The organism is Pseudomonas violetae, assembly GCF_023072615.1.
Classification (GTDB): Bacteria; Pseudomonadota; Gammaproteobacteria; order Pseudomonadales; family Pseudomonadaceae; genus Aquipseudomonas; species Aquipseudomonas violetae.
This window is the reverse complement of the sequence record NZ_JAKNRW010000002.1, coordinates 89,300-108,471: the sequence shown is the minus strand read 5'-3', so window position 1 is coordinate 108,471 and position 19,172 is coordinate 89,300. Positions and strand designations below refer to the sequence as shown.

Here is a 19,172-nt window from a genome sequence, read left to right as displayed (position 1 = left end):
GAACAGACAGACCGAGGCATGGCACACAGACTAACTGCGCAGGACCTGCCGGCTCGCACTGGCGTGGCGGTGACTTTTGTGAATAGAACACTGTGAATAGGAAACCCACGTCATGACCGAAGGTGTGAACGCTGAAGTTGGCCGACCGTGTCAGGGGCTGGCGCAGCCGCGCCGGAGCCACTCATGAAGGTCGTGGTCGCGTTGGGCGGAAATGCGCTGTTGCGGCGTGACCAACCGCCGACGGCAGAAAATCAGTTGGAGAACATCCGCGGTGCAGCTGCACAACTGGCGCGCGTGGCCGCGCATCATGATCTGGTGCTGACACATGGCAATGGTCCTCAGGTGGGGTTGCTGGCCCTTCAGGCTGCTGCCTACGAGAAGGTAAAAGCCTACCCGCTGGATGTGTTGGGCGCGCAGACCGACGGTATGCTCGGCTACCTGCTGGAACAGGAACTGGCCAACTTGCTGCCCGCCACGAGGTCGGTGACGACACTGATCACACGGGTTGAGGTGGATCCGCACGATCCGGCTTTCAGCCATCCCAGCAAGCCGATCGGGCCGATGTACACCCAGGCCGAGTCCGAGCGTATCGCTTCGCAAATGGATTGGGTCATGGCGGTGGACGGTGACGCGTTTCGGCGTGTCGTGGCATCGCCGGCGCCGTTGCGTGTGCTCGGATTACAGGCGATTCGGTGGTTGCTGGAGCATGGCGCGCTGGTCATCGCCGCCGGTGGCGGGGGCATTCCAGTGGCATCCACGGGGGCGAGTGGCGACAAGAAACTGCACGGCGTGTCAGCAGTGATCGACAAGGATCTGTGCACCAGCTTGCTCGCCCGCGACCTTAAAGCCGACGTGCTGATCATCGCCACTGACGTGTCGGCGGTCTACCTCGACTGGGGTTTGCCCACGCAGCGCGCGCTCGGCAACGTCACACCGCAGGAGCTTGCCCGGCACCCTTTCCCTGAAGGTTCGATGGGACCGAAGGTCGAGGCGGCGCGAAGCTTTGTGCTCGCGACCGGTCATCGTGCCGTCATCGGTTCGCTCGACCAGATTGAAGAAATGATCGCCGGCAACGCGGGCACCCAGGTCTGCCTTGCGAAAAACGGTGATGACGTCAGCTCATCGAGGCCTTGAGCAAGAGAAGGCGGTAGCTGTTAGTCACTATCGCCTTAAGCCGCAGGCCTAACGTGTGCCAGGCCGCGTTGCGCCGTTTCTTTATCGATGTGGGCCGGTGCGGTTGGAGGACACCCCGTAACCGGTTAATCTGGGCTGCCTCACATTCTTGAACTTCAACGGGAATCCGCTCGGGTGATCAAACCGCTATTGCTGATACGACGTCGTTTTGCCTCGATCCGTTGGCGCACTCGAGTGACGCTCTGGGCAGCCGCCACCCTCGCAGGCCTTCTTGTGGTGATGTTCGCTCGACTGGCCGACCTGGCACTGACCCAATTTACCCTGCAGACCGCCGAACGACCCTGGCTACCGTTCATATACACACCTTTGATCGGCATGCTCGTGGTGTGGATGACCACTCGGTTTTTTGACGGCGCCCAAGGCAGCGGAATTCCTCAGGTCATCGCCGCTACACGTCTTGCACACCAAGGCAAACCGGTCGGCAAATTGGTCTCACTGCGTATTGCGTTTGCCAAGATCGGTCTTGGCACACTGGCGCTCACCGGCGGCTTTTCAGCCGGACGCGAAGGTCCTTCTGTTCAGGTCGCTGCCTCGATCATGCATTTCTTTCACCGTTACCTGCCCAATGCTCGAATTATCCGCCCCGAGGACCTGATTCTGGCCGGTGGCGCAGCAGGCATCGCGGCAGCGTTCAATACGCCGCTGGCCGGTGTGGCCTTTGCGGTAGAGGAACTGGGCCGCAAACTGGAAACACGGACCAGTGGGGTATTGCTCAGCACGATCATTCTGTCAGGAATGGTCGCTATCGCCTTGCAGGGCAATTACAACTACTTCGGCCACTTTGACGTGCAGGATATCAATCTCGATATCGTGGTACCGGTGCTGGCAAGCGGAATCGGCTGCGGGCTTCTGGGTGGACTGTTCAGCCGGATGCTGCTTTGGCCACAACGGCATCATCGATTTGTTGTCTGGGAGTGGCGCCGCATGCATCCGGTCTGGTTCGCCGGTGCGTGTGGAATGATCGTAGCGATTCTTGGCTGGCTCAGTGGCGGGATGTCATTTGGCAGTGGTTACGGGGTTACTTCGCAGATCATCGCATCCGATGTCGGTCTGCCATGGCACGCGCCAATTACGCGCTTTCTCGCGACTGTGGTGACTTATTTTTCCGGGATCCCCGGTGGAATTTTTGCTCCATCCCTGGCGGTTGGGGCGGCGGTCGGTGCGAACGCAGCGGAGCTCTTCCATTTGGCTACGCAGCCGATCATTGCGCTTTGTATGGTCGGTTTCCTGGCGGCTGTAACGCAATCACCTATCACCTCCGCAATCATCGTGATGGAGATGATCGACAGCCATGGGATGGTGATCAGTCTCCTGGCTGTCGCGCTGATTGCCAAAGCGGTCAGTTCAAGGATGGGCCCCGAGTTGTATCAGCAGTTGGCTCGCGGCTTTCTGCAATCATCCGCGGTGAAGCCGCCAAGCGACAACGCCCATCAATAGGCGCTAGCGTTTTCGTTCAAAAGCGCCGCGGCCGCGGCTCTCAGCCGCTCTTTGTCCTCCTTCAGCGTGAGTGCATTGTCTGCGCGCTTGAGCAAAAGAATCGCGTGCCGGGTACAAGGACTTTTGAATAAAATCGGGTTGATCTGCGCCAGACTCACAAGGGTCTTCATCATCCGAAGATCGACTTCAAGCAAGGCCGCCCCGTCACGGGCAATCGGCGCGAAAAAATCATCGAACAAATCATCGACCACCAGGCCACGAAGGTAAACCTGCTCGCAATCGGAATGGATTTTGGCGACAGGATCTTGTGGTTGACCCCAGCAGGTGAGGCTTCTGAGCCCGCGGCCGATGACGTCAATGGCTGTCCCGGGATCATTGACCGCAGGCGACAGGGCTCGTGAGGCGATCTCTGAGAGCACTGATAGCCCAAACCGAGGGTCGTGCTCAAACGTTCGACGTACCCCTATGGTCAGGGCCGCGAGGATTTTTTCGTTGCAGGCATGTGAGTCGTCGACGCGCTCCGTGTTGAGGCTCACGATCCGCGCGAGCGGCATGCCCAGGTGAACAAAACTTCCCGGAAGAACCTCTACAAATAGCTGTATCTCGCACGCTTTGGCAATAGCCCCCAACGCGTTCACATCGATATGTTGGACATACCCCGTTTGCTGGCTTGCCAACGTATAAGCGGAGGCGGGAATGCCCGAAACGTCAGGGTAAGGCGCACCGCCCAAGTAAGGCCATTGCACTCGATTATCTATCGCGTCGATAGTCGCCTGTTCGACACGGTCAATGGTTTCGCCTACCCGTCCAAGCTTGGAAAGGTGATCGATCCAGCGCAACAGGGTGTAGACAATCAGAATCACCACGACAATGGTCACGGCAAATAGCAGAACCCTTCCTTGCCTGCCGTAGGCCCCTGTGCTCAAGGCAATGATCCCCACCAAGCTGAAAAGAAATGAGCCGATGAAGGTCGCGAGGGCATTTTGTGTCGTGGTGTCTTCCATCACCAGCGTAGTGGCGCGGGGGGTCACGCCGCTGCTGGCCGCACCATAGGCAGTCACCATTGTGCTTAAAGAAAAGGTGGTCACCGCGAGCATGCTTGAGGCGATGATGCCCAGTATCTTGTCGACGGCGTCGGCACCAATACGGGTGGGCAGTGATGCGGGAATATAGTCTTTGAAGACAACGGCAAGTAATGCGGTAGCCACGCCCAGCAATGAAAACAGGCTCGCTCTGAACCAAAGCCGTTTGGTCAGTTGTTGCAACAACCAGCGCCAACGAGCGATCATTTTTCATACCTTTTGATAGTGGTGTGATCAGTCAATGATTTCAGGTTCCGGTTAGCAAAGGAGCGGAGATGACTCTCCTTGGTTGAGTTCTCGTGGGTACGGATGGTTCATTCAGCCGTCTCCCTGACCGCAATCTTCGGATAAAACCGGGGGAGAATAAAGTTTTGAGGTGGACATACCCCTTAATAGGCGAGAATCACGCCGACGCATTGCGATCCTGCTGATCGCGCTTAGAAATTGCGGGCCCAGGAGGCTAAGCCTCTGATACCGCGCGGCACTCATTTGTCAGGTTACTTCTATGTCCATCGCGGCAATACGGCTCATTGGCTTCATCTTAGGTATTTTTCTTATTACGTTGGCTGTCAGTATGGCCATCCCGATGATCACGTTAGTGGTCTACGAGCGCAGCGACGATCTATCGGCCTTTCTTTGGTCCAGTTTGATTACCTTCGTCTGCGGTCTATTGTTGATCGTGCGAGGGCGCCCGGATATTGCGCAACTTCGTCCCAGGGATATGTACCTGCTGACGACCGGCAGTTGGGTGGTGGTGTGTACCTTCGCCGCGTTGCCAATGGTCTTTATCAGTCACATCAGTTACACCGACGCTTTTTTTGAAACCATGTCCGGTATCACAACCACCGGCTCAACAGTCCTGAGTGGCCTGGATACAGCCTCTCCGGGGTTGTTGATCTGGCGCTCGATGCTGCAGTGGTTGGGTGGTATCGGCTTCATCGGCATGGCCGTGGCGATCCTTCCGCTGCTGCGAGTAGGGGGCATGCGTCTTTTCCAGACTGAATCTTCGGATTGGTCGGAGAAGGTGACTCCGCGCTCCCATGTGGCAGCCAAGTACATCCTTTTTCTTTATCTGGGGCTTACCGGTAGCGGCGCACTTGCGCTCTGGATCGCCGGGATGACGCCGTTTGAAGCGCTCAACCACGCCATGTCGTTGATCTCCACCGGAGGATTCTCAACATCGGACGCCTCACTTGGACATTGGACGCAGCCCGCTATCCACTGGGTCGCGGTGGTGATCATGATTCTGGGCAGTCTGCCCTTTACCTTGTACGTTGCCACATTGCGCGGTCATCGACGTGCGCTGATCAAAGATCATCAGGTACGCGGGTTTATCGGCTTTTTGATTGTCACGTGGCTGGCGGTGGGGACCTGGCTGTGCTTTAACAGCGAATACCGATGGTGGGATGCGCTTCGTATCGTGGCAGTGAACGTGACCTCGGTCGTCACCACCACCGGTGTTGCAGTGGGTGATTACACCCTATGGGGCAGCTTCGCTGTCCTGCTGTTTTTCTACCTGACCTTCGTCGGTGGATGTTCAGGCTCTACGGCTGGGGGCCTGAAGATTTTCCGTTTTCAAGTGGCTGCCGCGTTGCTGGTCAGTAGCTTGAAGCAACTGATTCATCCTCGAGCAGTGATTCAGAAGAAGTACAACGGTCACCCCATTGATGAGGAGATCTTGCGCTCGCTTTTGACCTTCTCCTTTTTCTTCACCATTACAATTGCCGCCATTGCCTTGGGGCTGGCACTTATCGGGCTTGATTGGACAACCGCGTTGAGTGGCGCCGCGACGGCGGTGTGTAACGTCGGGCCAGGGCTTGGCACGATCATTGGTCCGGCAGGTAATTTCCAATCATTACCTGACGCTGCCAAATGGCTATTGACCATTGGAATGCTCCTGGGAAGGCTGGAAATCCTGACGGTGCTGGTGCTGATAACGCCGGTGTTCTGGAGATATTGACCGCCGTAGTCCTGGAACACGAAGGTGGGAGTCGCTTGATCACTGCCAAAGGTTGAACAACGTGACTGGATATGGTCTGGTAAGCGCTGTCTTCAGCGCGCCAGACCCCACAGGCATGTGCAAGACTCAGTCATCTTTTTCTTGATCGTCTCCGAGGTTCCATGCAAATCGAGTTACAGGAGATTCGCGACCACCTTCATCGTTTCCCTCCCTTTGATCAGTTGCCTCAAGAGTCGCTGGACGCAATAGCCCAGCGAATCGAAGTCAGTTATTTCAAAGCCGGCAGCGATATTCTTGTGGCCGGTGCGGTCATCCAGGATTTGCACTACGTGCGCAGCGGTGCCGTGGAGATTTATCGGCGCAACGGTGATCTTTACAACCGCCTCGTCGAAGGGGATATCTTCGGGCAGGCGGGTTTGTTGCGCAGCAACAAAGTTCGTTTTCCGGCCAGAGCACTGGAAGACAGCCTGATCTACTTTATTCCCGCCGACATGTTCGCAGAGTTGTGCGCGCAGCACGACGCGTTCGCTGACTTTGTCGAGGCTGAGGGCCACTCAAGGCTGCAGACCGCTGTCGAGGCGCAGGGCCGCGCGAGTGAGCTGATCCAGCTCAAATGCCGCGCCTTGATATCGCGTGAGCTGGTGTGGGTGAGCAGCGACACTTCAGTCCACGAAGCGGCGAAAGTGATGACCGAGCAAAGCGTTTCTTGCGTCGTGGTCATGGGGCCTGCGGGGCGGCAAGCAGAAATGGTCGGCATTGTGACCGACCGGGATCTGCGCACCCGAGTGGTCGCTGAAGGACGAAGTGACAGCGCAACCTCCATCAGCGAAATAATGTCGACTGATCCTGCGGCAATCCAGGCCGATGACTCGGTATTCGAGGCCATGCTGGTCATGTTGCGGCGCAATATCCATCATCTGCCCGTCGCCTATAAAGGCAAGACCTTAGGTCTGATCAACCTGTCGGATATCATCCGGTACGAGTCCCAAAGCAGCTTGTACCTGGTCAATCGGATCTCCAACCAAACCTCAGTCGAGGGCCTGCGATCACTGCTGCGTGATCTGCGAGCAACCTACATTCGCATGGTGCGTGACGGCGCTACAGCACACATGATCGGGAGTGCGATCGCAGGTGTTGGTCGTGCCTTCACCCAGCGTCTGATCGAGCTGGCGGAAAAACAACTGGGGCCGCCGCCTGTGCCGTATTGCTTCATGGTGCTGGGGTCGATGGCACGAGATGAGCAGTTGCTGGTGACCGACCAGGACAATGCCCTGGTCCTCGATGATCGATTCGACCCCGTTCAGCATGATGAGTACTTCAAGCGCTTGGCCACATTTGTCAGCGATGGCCTGGCGGCATGCGGTTATAGCTATTGCAAGGGTGGAATCATGGCCACCAATGATCAATGGCGGCAACCGCTGCGGGTTTGGCGCGCTTACTTTGATCAATGGATCGAAAAGCCCAATCCGGCGACCTTGCTTAACAGCTGTATTTTTTTCGATCTGGACGGAGTCTATGGTCAACTGGAACTGGTGCAGGAACTCAAGGAGTTATGCGCCCGTAAATCCAGTACCCATCCAGGATTTCTCCACGCCATGGCCCGGATCGCGCTTAATCGAACACCACCGTTAGGCTTTTTCCGCACGTTCGTGGTGGAAACCGACGGCCGGCAGAAGGGCATCATCAACCTCAAAGGCCGAGGCACTGCGCCGCTGACTGACCTTATTCGCATCCACGCCCTTGCTTGCGCAAGCACGGCGCAGAACTCCTTTGATCGCCTCGATGCGATCAGCAACACTCAGCTCATGCCTCCGGACGCGTTGATGCACCTGCGTTACGCTTTGGAGTTCCTGTCCATGGTAAGGATCCGGCATCAGGCAGACGCGCTGGAGCAAGGCGCGATACCTGACAACTACATAGAGCCAGAGCGGTTTTCCACCAGCGAGCGGCATAACCTCAAAGATGCGTTTCAGGTCTTGAGCAACGCGCAGAATTTCTTGCGATTCCGCTACCCACTCAACGGTCGGCCATCGTAATGAGCGCGGTGAAAGTCGATCGACAGTTCGAGAAGATAGACTGGGCTGCAAGGTTTCAGGTATTGGCGGAGGAAGTGAGTCATCCCGATCTGAAAAAATTCTATCAAGCCGGGTCTGTACCGGCACAGACCTCAATAGAGCATGTACAACTGCTGGCAATCGACATTGAAACGACCGGTCTCGATGCCGAATCCCACAGCATTGTCAGTATCGGACTGATCCCGTTCAGCCTACGGCGGATACGTTGTGGCCAGGCTCTTTATTGGGTCATACAACCGCCTTCCGAGCTCAATGGCCAGTCGGTGACGTTCCACCACATCACCCACGCCGACATTCTGGATGCCCCGCGACTCTCCGACATAGTTGGGGAACTGCTGGAAGCGATGGCCGGTAAAGTGATGGTCGTACATTACCGAAATATTGAGCGCGGCTTCCTCGATCAAGCGCTGCACCGTTTTTTGGGAGAGGGCGTGCAATTTCCGGTTATCGACACGATGCAATTGGAAGCGCGAATGCATCGACAAAAGCGAAGTTGGCTCGACCGACTGCTGCGTCGCCCCAAGCTCTCAATAAGGCTGGCCGACAGCCGCGCGCGCTATAACCTGCCGGCCTACCATGCGCACCATGCCTTGACCGATGCCCTGGCTGCTGCCGAACTGTTGCAGGCACAAATAGCCACCCACTATTCGCCGTCAACGCCGATTGAGGCACTGTGGAATTGAGGCCGGTCTTCAATCACTGAAAAGCCGATGTCAGGGGCCATCGATCACCCTGTGTCCTCAATGCCACGCTACTTGCAGTACGTTGCGTAAGCGCGGGCGGAGAGGGGGCAGGGCACGTCGATTAGTGGCCTATCAGCGTGTCAATGCCATCTGGCTTGTCGTGAACGGCGAATCGATCCACGAGCGTGGCTGTCGCCCTGTTCATGCCAATCACATCGACCTGAATGCCTTCACGACGAAGCTTGAGTACCACTTTGTCCAGGGCCGCGACGGCCGTGATGTCCCAGAAATGCGCTTCGCGCAGATCAATGGTGAGGGTTTCGAGGTGTTCATTGAGGTCGAACGAGTTGGCAAACCGATCTGCCGAACCGAAGAAAACTTGCCCAGTGACATAGTACGTACGGTGGCTATGCTCGGGATCATGCTTGGAGGTGATGTCGAGGTAGTGGGCGATCTTGTTGGCGAAGAACATGGCGGCCAGCAATGTCCCCGCGATCACACCAAACGCAAGGTTGTGGGTGGCAACGACCACAACCACAGTCACGACCATTACAACGTTCGTGGAAAGCGGGTATTGCTTGAGATTGCGAATGGAGCCCCAACTGAACGTGCTGATCGATACCATGATCATCACCGCAACCAGTGCCGCCATCGGTATGCGCGCAAGCCAGTCACCGAGGAAGATCATCATTATTAGCAACAACACGCCCGCGCTCAGCGTCGACAGGCGCGTTCGGCCTCCCGACTTCACGTTGATCATCGACTGGCCAATCATTGCGCAACCCGCCATTCCGCCGATCATTGCGCTCACGATATTGGCAATGCCCTGACCTTTGCATTCGCGGCTCTTGTCGCTGGATGTGTCGGTCAGATCATCGACGATCGTTGCGGTCATCATCGATTCCAGCAACCCCACCACCGCCAGCGCAGCGGAATAGGGCAGCACGATGAGCAAGGTATTCAGATTCAGCGGCACGTCAGGCCACATGAAGATCGGCAGGCTATCAGGCAGCGACCCCATATCGCCGACAGTGTGGATATCGAGCCCCATGTACACCGAAACTGCAGTAAGCACCAGGATGCACACCAAAGGCGAGGGCAGCCACTTACCCACGACCGGCAATAGTGGGAACAGGTAGATGATTGCCAAGCCTGCAGCCGTCATTGCATAAACAGGCCAGGTGACGCCGGTGAGCTCCGGCAATTGCGCCATGAAGATGAGGATCGCCAGCGCATTGACGAATCCGGTCACGACCGAGCGCGAAACGAAGCGCATCAGTTCCCCTAGTCGCAGGTAGCCGGCGATGACCTGCAATACGCCGCAGAGGAGTGTGGCAACCAGCAGATATTGCAGGCCATGGTCCTTGACCAGGTTCACCATCAGCAAAGCCATGGCGCCTGTGGCCGCAGAGATCATCGCCGGGCGACCGCCGACAAATGCGATGACGGTACAGATGCAGAAAGAGGCGTAGAGGCCAACCTTGGGGTCGACTCCGGCAATGATGGAGAAGGCGATAGCCTCGGGAATGAGGGCTAGCGCAACGACGAGACCTGCGAGTACATCCGCCCGGATGTTTGAAAGCCAAGCGGCTTTGATATTTTCAAGCATTGATTTACCCATGTCAGGCACGGCATGACGCGCAGCTCAAAGCCCATGAGCCCTGCAGGCGTGCCTGTATCCAATTGATTGTGGGTTGCTACGACAAAAACTGGGCGCAGCAGAGTGCGACCGCAGCTAGGAGGCGGTCAGGGTTTTGCGAGGGGGCGTAGCGCTATGGCGGCGTAGGCTGCCAGTTGAAGCTGGACAAGGCGTTTCCTTCGAGAAGTCAAAAAATGACGCGGGGATCATAACCGGCGGCGCGGCACCAACACAACCGCAAGGGGAGGCCAGTGTGTCAAGCCACCGGCCGCTCGGTTTTTTTCGAGATCAATACATCAGAGCTGCTGTTCAGTAGCCATTTTTACCGGCCCAGGCGCCTTGGCATCTGGTAATGAAGCGACATAAACAGTGCGCGAAGGGAACGCAAAACTGACACCCAGTTCGGCAAAAGCGTCCATCATCCCGATGTTTATTTCTTGCTGAACATCCATGTAAACGTTGTAGCTGGGATCGAGCACGATATACACCGTTTCGAACTCTAAAGCGCTATCGCCGAAGCTGCGAAAATGGGAGCGATCGAACCGAGCCAGCTTTTGCCCTTTGATGATTTTCTCAATCCGCTGCGGTACTTCCTTGACCTGTTGGGCAGAGCAGTCGTAGGTCAGGCCGACCTCAAACACAATGCGGCGCTCTTGAAGGCGTTTATAGTTTTGTATGGTGTTGCCGATCATTTGTGCGTTCGCCATCACGATCTGCTCACCACCCAGGCTGCGTATCCGTGTGGTTTTGAGACCGACATGTTCTACCGTACCGGACAGTGAACCGACGACAATAAAATCGCCCACTTCAAAAGGCTTGTCGACCGCGATGGAAAGAGAGGCGAATACGTCTCCCAGGATATTCTGCACCGCTAACGCAATAGCAATACCGCCTACGCCAAGGCTTGCGACGAAGGCGGTGATGTTCACCCCGACGTTTGACAGCATTGCCATGACCACGACGACCCACAGAAATACCTTCGCGCCCCATAGGCTAAGCGTCGCCAGGGCACTGGCCTGGAATGTTTCGGCAGAGCCGTGGCGTCGAAAGTATCGGGATAGAGCCAATGCAATCGCACGGTTCGCCCAAAGGCCCGCTTGCAAGGCCGCAACCACAAACCACAGGCTGCTGACACGACCCAGCCAACGCTCGGGCAAATCAAGAAACCCGATACCGATAAGTACCGAGGCTAAAAACAGAAGTGTGTTGCTGGTGACCGAAAGCACGTCGAGCGCGATATGACTTAGGTCGGTGTTGGGTAGCAAGGATCTCTTTCGGATTTTCTTGAGCGCAAATCGAATGGCCGTTCTGGCCAGGACGAAGCTGATGAGTGTTGCGAAGAACGCCAGCAGCCAATGCCCTAAAGCGATCCCCAGAAAACTGTAATTTACAAAGAGGTCAAAAGTGTCTTGTAGCATGCAGGTCTCCAGTAAAGCCCTGCGAGACAGTAACTGCATAACGAAATCACAGTCTCGCAGGTCAATCGAACTTACCTATCCATCTGAAAACAGTAACGCATCAGGATCGGGGTTCAGACAGCAGTCCTTTGACCAGAGAGACACATCCCAGCATCAGTACAATAGCGAAAGGCAGGCCGGTGGAGACTGCCATTGCTTGCAGCGCCACCAAACCACCGCCGAGCAGCAGGGCGATAGCAATCACACCTTCGATCACAGCCCAGAAAACACGCTGCGGAACAGGCGCGTCGACCTTGCCACCTGCGGTAATGGTGTCGATTACCAGGGAGCCGGAGTCCGAGGATGTGATGAAAAAGACGATGACAAGAATAATGCCCAGGAACGAGGTGATTTCCTTGAGCGGCAAATTCCCCAGCATGGCGAACAGCTTCAGTTCCAGGACGGCATCTTTAACGCCAACAAAACCTTGAACAGTCGCTTGATCAATCGCCGTTCCGCCGAACGTCGTCATCCACAGTACCGAAACCACAGTAGGCACCAGCAAAACAGAGACCAGGAACTCTCTTACGGTACGACCGCGACTAACCCGGGCAATAAACATCCCGACAAAAGGAGACCAACTGATCCACCATGCCCAGTAGAAGGCCGTCCAGCCCTGGGTGAACTCAGTGTCAGTTCGTCCAAAAGGGTTTGAAAGGGCAGGCAGGTACTCGGCATAACTCACGAGGTTTTTGAAGAACCCCGTGAAGATGGCCAGGGTGGGGCCCACGACAATGATGAACAGGAGCAGAAGTAAGGCCAGGCCCATGTTGATCTGGGACAGCATCTTGACGCCCTTGTCCAGACCTGCAAGCACCGACCACAGCGCGATCATCGTAATGCCGATGATCAGCAGTACTTTGCTGAGATTCGTCGACTGGATGCCAAAGAGGTATTCGATCCCCGCAGCGGCTTGCTCCGCGCCGATACCCAAGGACGTCGCTAACCCGAACAAGGTCGCAAACACCGCAAGGATGTCGATGATATGCCCCGGCCATCCCCAGATCCGTTCACCCAGCAATGGATAAAAGATCGAACGTATCGACAGCGGCAAGCCTTTGTTATACGAGAACAGCGCGAGCGACAAAGCAACAATCGCGTAAATCGCCCAAGGGTGCAGGCCCCAGTGGAAGATCGTCGTGGCCATTGCCAATTCGGCAGAGCCTTTCATATCACCTGCTGCGCCACTCAGAGGCGCCCAGTCAGTGCGAACCCCACTGGCATCGAGCGTGACGCCCCCCATCGAGGCCGCGTAGTGCGACATGGGTTCGGCAACGCCGTAGAACATCAAGCCGATGCCCATGCCGGCAGCAAAGAGCATTGAAAACCAGCTAAGGTAAGTGTGATCTGGCTTGGCGTCTCTGCCACCCAATCGAACCTTTCCTAGTGGGGAAACGATTAACGCCAGGCAGAGCACAACAAATATGTTTGCGACGCTCATGAAGAACCACGCCAGGTGGCTGGTCAACCAGTTACGGATCGAGCTGAAGAGTGGCTCTACCTCGTTTTGCAGTGCCAGCGTCAAAATGACGAAGAGCACGATCGTGGCTGCCGAGATGATGAAAACTTTGCCGTGGATATCGAGCGAGAACGAAAACTCACCTTTGATATTGTCTTGACCGATGACGTAGTCGGTATCGATCAGATTGGCTGCTCCGCTTGGAGCCGGGATGCCATCCTCACTGGCAGAGTGAGAATTAGCTGGTAGATCATCCATAGGGTTTTTCCCCATGAGAGCCTCCTTGGTAGTGGCACGCTTCGGCGTGCGATGGTCTGTAGCCCCGCTGTTCCTATGGTAAAACGAGAAATTTGCCGCTCTATCCTACCAAGGTTTAGTGCAAATCCCGAAAATCCATCAATATTTTCAATCAATATCGACGAATAACGTGATGAATTCATCCGCACTCTTATGCGTCGACAGGCGAATCTACTTATCGCCAGCGTTCAAACGTGCCGCCGAATGAGCCATGTCGGCGGCGGTCAGTACGACATTTTGTACATCGCAACCGCAAACCTCGATCCGATGAACCGTGCTTCTGCCTGGTCAGCTGATGAGCAGGTGATTTTCTACACGATTTACGCCTGGGACCGCCCAAGCCGTGTGTTCGACTGCTTTACGCTCAAGCCATCTATTAACAGTGCCTTCGAGTGTTACTTGATTGCCATGGACCGTGACGCGGATCTTGCGGGCATCCAGCTCGGCACTTCGTGCCAAGGCCTCTTCGATTAGCGTCTTGATATCTACAATGCTGTCTTTTGGCTTTATGACTACACGATTGTCGATTCCCACGATCCCTTGCAATTGCTGTATGAGCGCTTTCACGGCGTCTTTCTGGTATTGCCATTCCACGTGGCCCTCAATCGTTACCCATCCTTGCTGCACCTTGATGTGAATGGACTCCTTGGAAACCGCCGTGTCCCAGTGGATCAGGTCCAGGCAACGCGAGGCGATCACGCCATCATCAATAGCGTGGGCGCCGCACACCCGTACTTCGAGTTCTTCGGCCACCGCAGCGACGCCTTTAACGCCCTGGACTGCGTGCTCAGCGGCGATTTTTTCAGCGTAGGTCCTCACATGCCCGCGGAGCACAACAACACCGTTTTCGATGGTGACACCAATAGCGGCTGCATCGATGTGCGGTACAAACTCCAGCTCGTCCAGAATACTTCGACGTAACGTCAGGTCATTCATCATCGATCCTCTTGGCGCTTGCTCAATGCCACAGTGGTCTCAAGATAAACCGCCGTCTGTGCGTCAGCACACAGACGTGCTGGAACGACCTCGCGCACGCTGTTTGATCGTCTGCCAAGACAACAAAGGAGCGTCGCGCCTTGATCACTCACCGTATTGCCCCACAAGCATTCGCACCGACGCAGACCGGTCAAACCGATCGAGTCCCTCGATGATGGCTGACGTGGTATTCCTGCTGGACGTCGACAACACGTTGCTGGACGGCGACCGGGTTGTCGCCGATTTTCACCAGCAGTTAAAGAAACAATTGGGTGACGTCCATGCTCAGCGCTACTGGACAGTCTTCAACGCGTTGCGCAAAGAACTCGGCTATGTCGATTACCTGGGCGCCTTGCAGCGCTACCGGCTTGAGATCGGACAGGGCAGTGCAGATGAGCAAAAGCTGTTGTTGATGTCCTCCTTTCTGATCGACTACCCGTTTGCCAATCGACTTTATACACATGCATTGGAAGTCATCACGCATCTGGGCCACTACGGCCTGACCGTAATCCTGTCCGACGGCGATGTGGTTTTACAGCCGCGTAAGCTGCAGCGCTCGGGTCTATGGCAAGCAGTAGAGGGGCGTGCGTTGGTCTATGTGCACAAGGAAAAGATGCTACAGGCCGTAGAGCGCCACTATCCTGCACGCCACTACGTGGTGATCGAAGACAAGCTGAGCATCCTGACGGCCATGAAGGCTATCTGGGGGGAACGGTTGACCACCGTCTTTGTACGGCAGGGCCATTACGCCATGGACCCCGGTATCCTCGCCGTCCAACCGGCAGCTGATTTAACGATTGAGTGCATCGGCGATCTCGTCACGTTTGATCTCTCGCATCTCTGCCCACCGGCTATGTGCCGATGATTGGGCTTGCCTGGTTCTCCATGGCGGGCGAGTAGTCACCTTGCCGCGCAGCTTGGTTGCAGGTGGCGCGGTGCAGTAATGCGCGTTGAGCTTGCGCGACTTTGCCGGGGTCGCCGCGCCAAATCTCAAGGGCTGGCTGCTGTATTGCGCGTGCGAAAGAAAACGTCAACGCCCAGGGCAGTCGAGACTTGAAGCGTCGGTTCATCGCACTCAATCGCGCTGACGCCAGTTCGGCACTCTGGCCACCAGACAGGAACGCGATGCCCGCCACGGCGGCTGGCACGGCGCGTAGCAGCGCCGTCACGGTGGCGTCGGCTACTTCGTCTACGCTGTGCTGATGGCTGCAGTTGAGGCCCGGCAGGAGCATGTTTGGCTTCAACACCATGCCTTCGAGCAGCACGCCCTGAACATGTAGCTGCTCGAAGACCTCGTGCAGTAGTTGTGCGCTGACGTCGGCACAACGTTGCAACGAGTGATCACCCGTCATCAGCACTTCGGGTTCAACCACAGGCACAAGCCCGGCCTCCTGGCAGAGGGCCGCGTAGCGCGCCAGTGCATGGGCATTGGCGACGACGCACGCGGCGCTGGGAAGACCGGCGCCCATTGGGATCACCGCTCGCCACTTGGCGAAGCGCGCACCGATGGCTGCATAGCCTTGCAGCCGTTCGCGCAAACCGTCCAACCCTTCGGTGACCTTCTCGCCAGCGTGCCCGGCCAGTGCCTTCGCACCGGTATCGACCTTAATCCCGACCAGGATGCCAGCGTTAGTCAGCGCTTTCACGAACGGCGTGCCATCGGCACACCTTTGGTGGATCGTTTCGTCATAGAGTATGGCGCCGCCGATACTCTCGGCCAGCCCCGGCGCCGTGATCAGGAGTTCACGCCACGCACGTCGCGACGCTTCAGAGGGTGTAATGCCGAGTGCTGCGAAACGTTCGTTGCAAGTAGGGGAACTCTCGTCCATCGCCAGCAAGCCTTTGCCGTTAGCCAGCATCCGACGCGCCGTGTCGGCAAGCTCCAAAGGGTTCATGCGCCCCCCCACTTCCAGTTGCGAATTTCGGGCAGATCTTCGCCGTGCTGGTTGATGTAGAGCTTGTGTTCGACAAGCTTGTCCCGCGCCATCTGCTTCAGGTAAGCCCCCCTGCTGCCGAGATGAGGCAGACGGTCGACAACATCCTGCACCAAATGAAACCGGTCCAGGTCGTTCTGAACCCGCATGTCAAAAGCCGTGGTAATCGTCCCTTCTTCCTTGTAGCCGCGCACATGCAGGTTGCGGTTGTTTCGGCGATAGGTAAGGCGGTGCACAAGGCAGGGGTAGCCGTGGAAGCCGAAGATGATGTGCTTGTCTTTGGTGAACAGTGAGTCGTAGTCCCCATCGCTCAACCCGTGCGGGTGCTCGCTGGCGGACTGCAATTTCATCAAATCAACGACATTGACGACGCGGATTTTCAGTTCGGGTAAATGCTCGCGCAGGATGGACACCGCCGCCAGAATCTCCAGTGTCGGCGTGTCGCCGCAGCAAGCCATGACGACGTCCGGTTCGCTGTCCTGATCGTTGCTGGCCCATTGCCAGATCCCAACGCCCTGAGTGCAATGCACGATCGCTTCGTCCATGGTCAGCCATTGCGGCAGCGCATGCTTACCCGCGACGACGACGTTGACGTAATTGCGGCTGCGCAAGCAATGATCGAATGTCGATAACAGGCAGTTCGCGTCGGGCGGCAGATAAACGCGGACGATGTCGGCTTTCTTGTTGATCACATGGTCGAGGAAGCCCGGGTCCTGGTGTGTGAAACCATTATGGTCCTGCTGCCACACGTGCGAGGCGAGGAGATAGTTCAGTGAGGCAATAGGCCGACGCCAGGCCAGCTCCTTGGTGACCTTGAGCCACTTGGCATGCTGGCTGAACATCGAATCTATGATGCGGATGAAGGCCTCGTAGCTGTTGAAAAGCCCATGCCGACCGGTCAGCAGGTAGCCCTCCAGCCAACCTTCGCACTGGTGCTCGCTAAGCATCGAATCGAGGACGCGGCCGGCCGGGGCCAGAAACTCGTCGTTCGCAATGGTTGCCGCATCCCATTGGCGGTTGGTGACTTTGAAGACAGCGCCAAGCAGGTTCGACATTGTCTCGTCCGGGCCGAAGATAAGAAAATTGTCGGGATTGAGCTGGATGATGTCCTTGAAGAATTCACCGAGCACCAAGGTATCCTGGGCGAAGACGGCGCCGGGGGAGGGGACACGCACTGCATGCACACGGAAGTCGGGCATGTGCAGATCGCGTAGCAAGAGACCGCCGTTAGCATTTGGATTGGCACCCATGCGTCGCAGGCCTTTCGGCGCCATTTCCGCCAGTTCCTCGATCAAACGTCCGTTGGTATCGAACAGCTCCTCGGCCTTGTAACTCTTCATCCAGCGCTCAAGTTGCGCCAGGTGCTCGGGGTGTTTGGCATCAACCAGCAACGGCACCTGGTGCGACCGGAAGGTGCCCTCGACGGGCAGCCCGTCGACGACTTTCGGCCCGGTCCAGCCCTTGGGCGACCTGAGGACGATCATCGGCCAGAGGGGGAGTGTGGCCGTGCCGGTGGTACGGGCGAGAGTCTGTAATTGTTTGATTTGCGCGATGGCTTTGTCCGTCGCGCTGGCCATCAGTTCGTGCATCGTCGCGGGGTCTTCGCCTTCGACAAAGTAAGGCGCCCAGCCGCTTCCGCGAAGAAACTGCTCCAGGTCGCCATGAGCGATGCGCGCCAGTAACGTCGGGTTGCTGATCTTGTAGCCGTTCAAATGCAGGATCGGCAGCACCGCGCCGTCGGTGACCGGATCGAGAAACTTGTTGGACTGCCATGCGGTGGCCAACGGACCCGTTTCGGCCTCGCCGTCGCCGATGACACAGGCGACTATCAGGTCAGGGTTATCAAATGCGGCACCGAAGGCGTGGCTGAGCGAATAGCCGAGCTCACCACCCTCGTGAATCGATCCTGGCGTCGTTGGCGCAACATGACTGGAAATACCACCCGGAAACGAGAATTGCTTGAACAACTTCTTCAGCCCAGCTTCATCCTGGCCAACGTTCGGATAGACCTCGCTCCAGGTGCCTTCGAGATAGACGTTGCCGACGATTGCCGGGCCTCCGTGTCCGGGTCCCGAAATGTAGATCATGTCCAGATCGTGGTTCTTGATGACTCGATTCAAATGGACGTAGATGAAGTTCTGTCCCGGTGTCGTCCCCCAATGGCTAACGACGAGCGGCTTGACGTGTGCCATTGTCAAAGGCTCGCGCAGCAGCGGGTTGTCGTAAAGGTACATCTGGCCGACCGAGATGTAATTGGCGGCTCGCCAGTAAGCGTTTATTCGCGACAATTCTTGTGCGCCTAACGTGGGGATATCGGCGGCTGGAAGGCCGGTGACATCTACGTTTTCACTCTCTTGCGTCAATGTGAGCGCATCGTTCATGGTCACTGTTCCTTTGGAGGATTGGTGGAGTGAGGAGGCATGGCCGTGGCCGCCCGGCAGATCGCAAGAAAATCTGCAGACTTCAGACTGGCGCCGCCGACGAGGACAGCACCGACTTCCGGCAGCGTCAGGAACGAGTGGGCACTATGAAAACCAACCCTGCCAAATACCAGTTGCTCCAATAGCGGAACGGCATCTTCGCTCTCCCGTTTGAACCGCAAGGATCCTCGATGAGGTTTGACCATGCGCCAGGACGGTGTTTCGTTCTGTGCGCCAGCGCACGCTACGATCAACTTGGTGTGAAAAGTGAAACGCAGAGATGGTCATTGCACATCTGAGGGCAACCCGGAGAAAGCGCACGAAGGAACTGCGACGTCGCGTTTCTTGCCGCTGTTGACTTGGCCGGGGCAATAGAGGTCAAGCAGGAGAGGCGCTAATACTAGAAACAACCATGTGTTCGTGCAGGATACAACGCCAGTTCCCGATGACACATATATGGACAATTGATTTTAATCATGCTCAATTGAAACACTAACTAGTCTTTCTGATGTCATCCCTTCCCTCCGTTCAGGCGCGATGGCGTGACGATTTGGATGCCT

Annotated in this window: 14 protein-coding genes; 6 read left to right on the top strand and 8 right to left on the bottom strand. The window is 56.7% G+C overall.

Annotated features, from left to right (window positions below; genetic code table 11):
* Positions 1 to 183 precede the first annotated feature (183 nt).
* Entirely contained in the window at positions 184 to 1,134 is a 951-nt protein-coding gene (arcC, locus tag L9059_RS02805) for a carbamate kinase (protein ID WP_247287155.1), read from the top strand.
* A 174-nt stretch (positions 1,135 to 1,308) separates the two neighbouring features.
* Positions 1,309 to 2,631: a chloride channel protein gene (locus L9059_RS02800; RefSeq protein WP_247287153.1), complete on the top strand. Its 1,323-nt coding sequence runs from the start codon at positions 1,309 to 1,311 to the stop codon at positions 2,629 to 2,631.
* On the opposite strand, the gene L9059_RS02795 is transcribed toward L9059_RS02800, so the two are convergent.
* Positions 2,625 to 3,920 (bottom strand): DUF2254 domain-containing protein, encoded by a 1,296-nt coding sequence (locus tag L9059_RS02795; RefSeq protein WP_247287151.1) that lies wholly within the window; start codon positions 3,918 to 3,920, stop codon positions 2,625 to 2,627. The two genes, L9059_RS02800 and L9059_RS02795, sit on opposite strands and share 7 nt — an antisense overlap.
* 298 nt (positions 3,921 to 4,218) lie before the next feature.
* Between L9059_RS02795 and L9059_RS02790 the strand changes: the two genes are divergently transcribed.
* The 3 genes from L9059_RS02790 to L9059_RS02780 all read left to right on the top strand — a co-directional run bounded on the left by L9059_RS02790 (position 4,219) and on the right by L9059_RS02780 (position 8,431).
* A complete protein-coding gene (locus tag L9059_RS02790) occupies positions 4,219 to 5,673 on the top strand; it encodes a TrkH family potassium uptake protein (RefSeq protein ID WP_247287149.1) in 1,455 nt (484 codons plus the stop codon).
* A gap of 161 nt (positions 5,674 to 5,834) precedes the next feature.
* The gene (locus tag L9059_RS02785; protein WP_247287147.1) at positions 5,835 to 7,709 is read left to right on the top strand and encodes a DUF294 nucleotidyltransferase-like domain-containing protein; all 1,875 of its coding nucleotides are present in this window, start codon (positions 5,835 to 5,837) and stop codon (positions 7,707 to 7,709) included.
* Positions 7,709 to 8,431 carry a 3'-5' exonuclease gene (locus tag L9059_RS02780; protein WP_247287136.1) on the top strand — a complete coding sequence of 241 codons (723 nt, stop codon included), beginning with the start codon at positions 7,709 to 7,711 and terminating at the stop codon, positions 8,429 to 8,431. The genes L9059_RS02785 and L9059_RS02780 overlap by 1 nt, the downstream gene beginning before the upstream one ends.
* 121 nt (positions 8,432 to 8,552) lie before the next feature.
* Here the strand turns inward: L9059_RS02780 and L9059_RS02775 are convergent, their stop codons facing one another.
* The 4 genes from L9059_RS02775 to L9059_RS02760 all read right to left on the bottom strand — a co-directional run bounded on the left by L9059_RS02775 (position 8,553) and on the right by L9059_RS02760 (position 14,219).
* On the bottom strand, positions 8,553 to 10,040 hold the full coding sequence (locus L9059_RS02775; RefSeq protein WP_247287134.1) for a SulP family inorganic anion transporter: 1,488 nt from the start codon (positions 10,038 to 10,040) through the stop codon (positions 8,553 to 8,555).
* Between the two features lie 326 nt (positions 10,041 to 10,366).
* Positions 10,367 to 11,488, bottom strand: coding sequence for a mechanosensitive ion channel family protein (locus L9059_RS02770; RefSeq protein ID WP_247287132.1), 1,122 nt, complete (start codon positions 11,486 to 11,488; stop codon positions 10,367 to 10,369).
* 100 nt (positions 11,489 to 11,588) lie between these two features.
* On the bottom strand, positions 11,589 to 13,259 hold the full coding sequence (locus L9059_RS02765; RefSeq protein ID WP_247287130.1) for a BCCT family transporter: 1,671 nt from the start codon (positions 13,257 to 13,259) through the stop codon (positions 11,589 to 11,591).
* A 312-nt stretch (positions 13,260 to 13,571) separates the two neighbouring features.
* Positions 13,572 to 14,219 carry a BON domain-containing protein gene (locus tag L9059_RS02760; protein ID WP_247288266.1) on the bottom strand — a complete coding sequence of 216 codons (648 nt, stop codon included), beginning with the start codon at positions 14,217 to 14,219 and terminating at the stop codon, positions 13,572 to 13,574.
* A 211-nt stretch (positions 14,220 to 14,430) separates the two neighbouring features.
* Here L9059_RS02760 and L9059_RS02755 point away from each other — a divergent pair, with 211 nt between their 5' ends.
* Positions 14,431 to 15,123 (top strand): HAD family hydrolase, encoded by a 693-nt coding sequence (locus L9059_RS02755; protein WP_247287112.1) that lies wholly within the window; start codon positions 14,431 to 14,433, stop codon positions 15,121 to 15,123.
* Here the strand turns inward: L9059_RS02755 and L9059_RS02750 are convergent.
* Genes L9059_RS02750 through L9059_RS02740 form a run of 3 tightly spaced genes read right to left on the bottom strand, consistent with a single transcriptional unit; the run spans position 15,110 to position 18,794 of the window.
* The gene (locus L9059_RS02750) at positions 15,110 to 16,153 is read right to left on the bottom strand and encodes a class I fructose-bisphosphate aldolase (protein ID WP_247287110.1); all 1,044 of its coding nucleotides are present in this window, start codon (positions 16,151 to 16,153) and stop codon (positions 15,110 to 15,112) included. The genes L9059_RS02755 and L9059_RS02750 overlap by 14 nt on opposite strands.
* The gene (locus tag L9059_RS02745; RefSeq protein ID WP_247287108.1) at positions 16,150 to 18,573 is read right to left on the bottom strand and encodes a phosphoketolase family protein; all 2,424 of its coding nucleotides are present in this window, start codon (positions 18,571 to 18,573) and stop codon (positions 16,150 to 16,152) included. The genes L9059_RS02750 and L9059_RS02745 overlap by 4 nt, the downstream gene beginning before the upstream one ends.
* Positions 18,574 to 18,575: 2 nt before the next feature.
* On the bottom strand, positions 18,576 to 18,794 hold the full coding sequence (locus tag L9059_RS02740; protein ID WP_247287106.1) for a hypothetical protein: 219 nt from the start codon (positions 18,792 to 18,794) through the stop codon (positions 18,576 to 18,578).
* Between the last annotated feature and the right edge of the window lie 378 nt (positions 18,795 to 19,172).

Excerpts from the sequence above, each read along its gene's own strand:
- L9059_RS02770 (WP_247287132.1), bottom strand. The coding sequence starts at position 11,488 with ATGCTACAAGACACTTTTGACCTCTTTGTAAATTACAGTTTTCTGGGG.
- L9059_RS02785 (WP_247287147.1), top strand. The coding sequence starts at position 5,835 with ATGCAAATCGAGTTACAGGAGATTCGCGACCACCTTCATCGTTTCCCT.
- L9059_RS02790 (WP_247287149.1), top strand. The coding sequence starts at position 4,219 with ATGTCCATCGCGGCAATACGGCTCATTGGCTTCATCTTAGGTATTTTT.
- L9059_RS02760 (WP_247288266.1), bottom strand. The coding sequence starts at position 14,219 with ATGAATGACCTGACGTTACGTCGAAGTATTCTGGACGAGCTGGAGTTT.
- L9059_RS02780 (WP_247287136.1), top strand. The coding sequence starts at position 7,709 with ATGAGCGCGGTGAAAGTCGATCGACAGTTCGAGAAGATAGACTGGGCT.
- L9059_RS02775 (WP_247287134.1), bottom strand. The coding sequence starts at position 10,040 with ATGCTTGAAAATATCAAAGCCGCTTGGCTTTCAAACATCCGGGCGGAT.
- arcC (WP_247287155.1), top strand. The coding sequence starts at position 184 with ATGAAGGTCGTGGTCGCGTTGGGCGGAAATGCGCTGTTGCGGCGTGAC.
- L9059_RS02750 (WP_247287110.1), bottom strand. The coding sequence starts at position 16,153 with ATGAACCCTTTGGAGCTTGCCGACACGGCGCGTCGGATGCTGGCTAAC.
- L9059_RS02765 (WP_247287130.1), bottom strand. The coding sequence starts at position 13,259 with ATGGGGAAAAACCCTATGGATGATCTACCAGCTAATTCTCACTCTGCC.
- L9059_RS02795 (WP_247287151.1), bottom strand. The coding sequence starts at position 3,920 with ATGATCGCTCGTTGGCGCTGGTTGTTGCAACAACTGACCAAACGGCTT.
- L9059_RS02755 (WP_247287112.1), top strand. The coding sequence starts at position 14,431 with ATGATGGCTGACGTGGTATTCCTGCTGGACGTCGACAACACGTTGCTG.
- L9059_RS02745 (WP_247287108.1), bottom strand. The coding sequence starts at position 18,573 with ATGAACGATGCGCTCACATTGACGCAAGAGAGTGAAAACGTAGATGTC.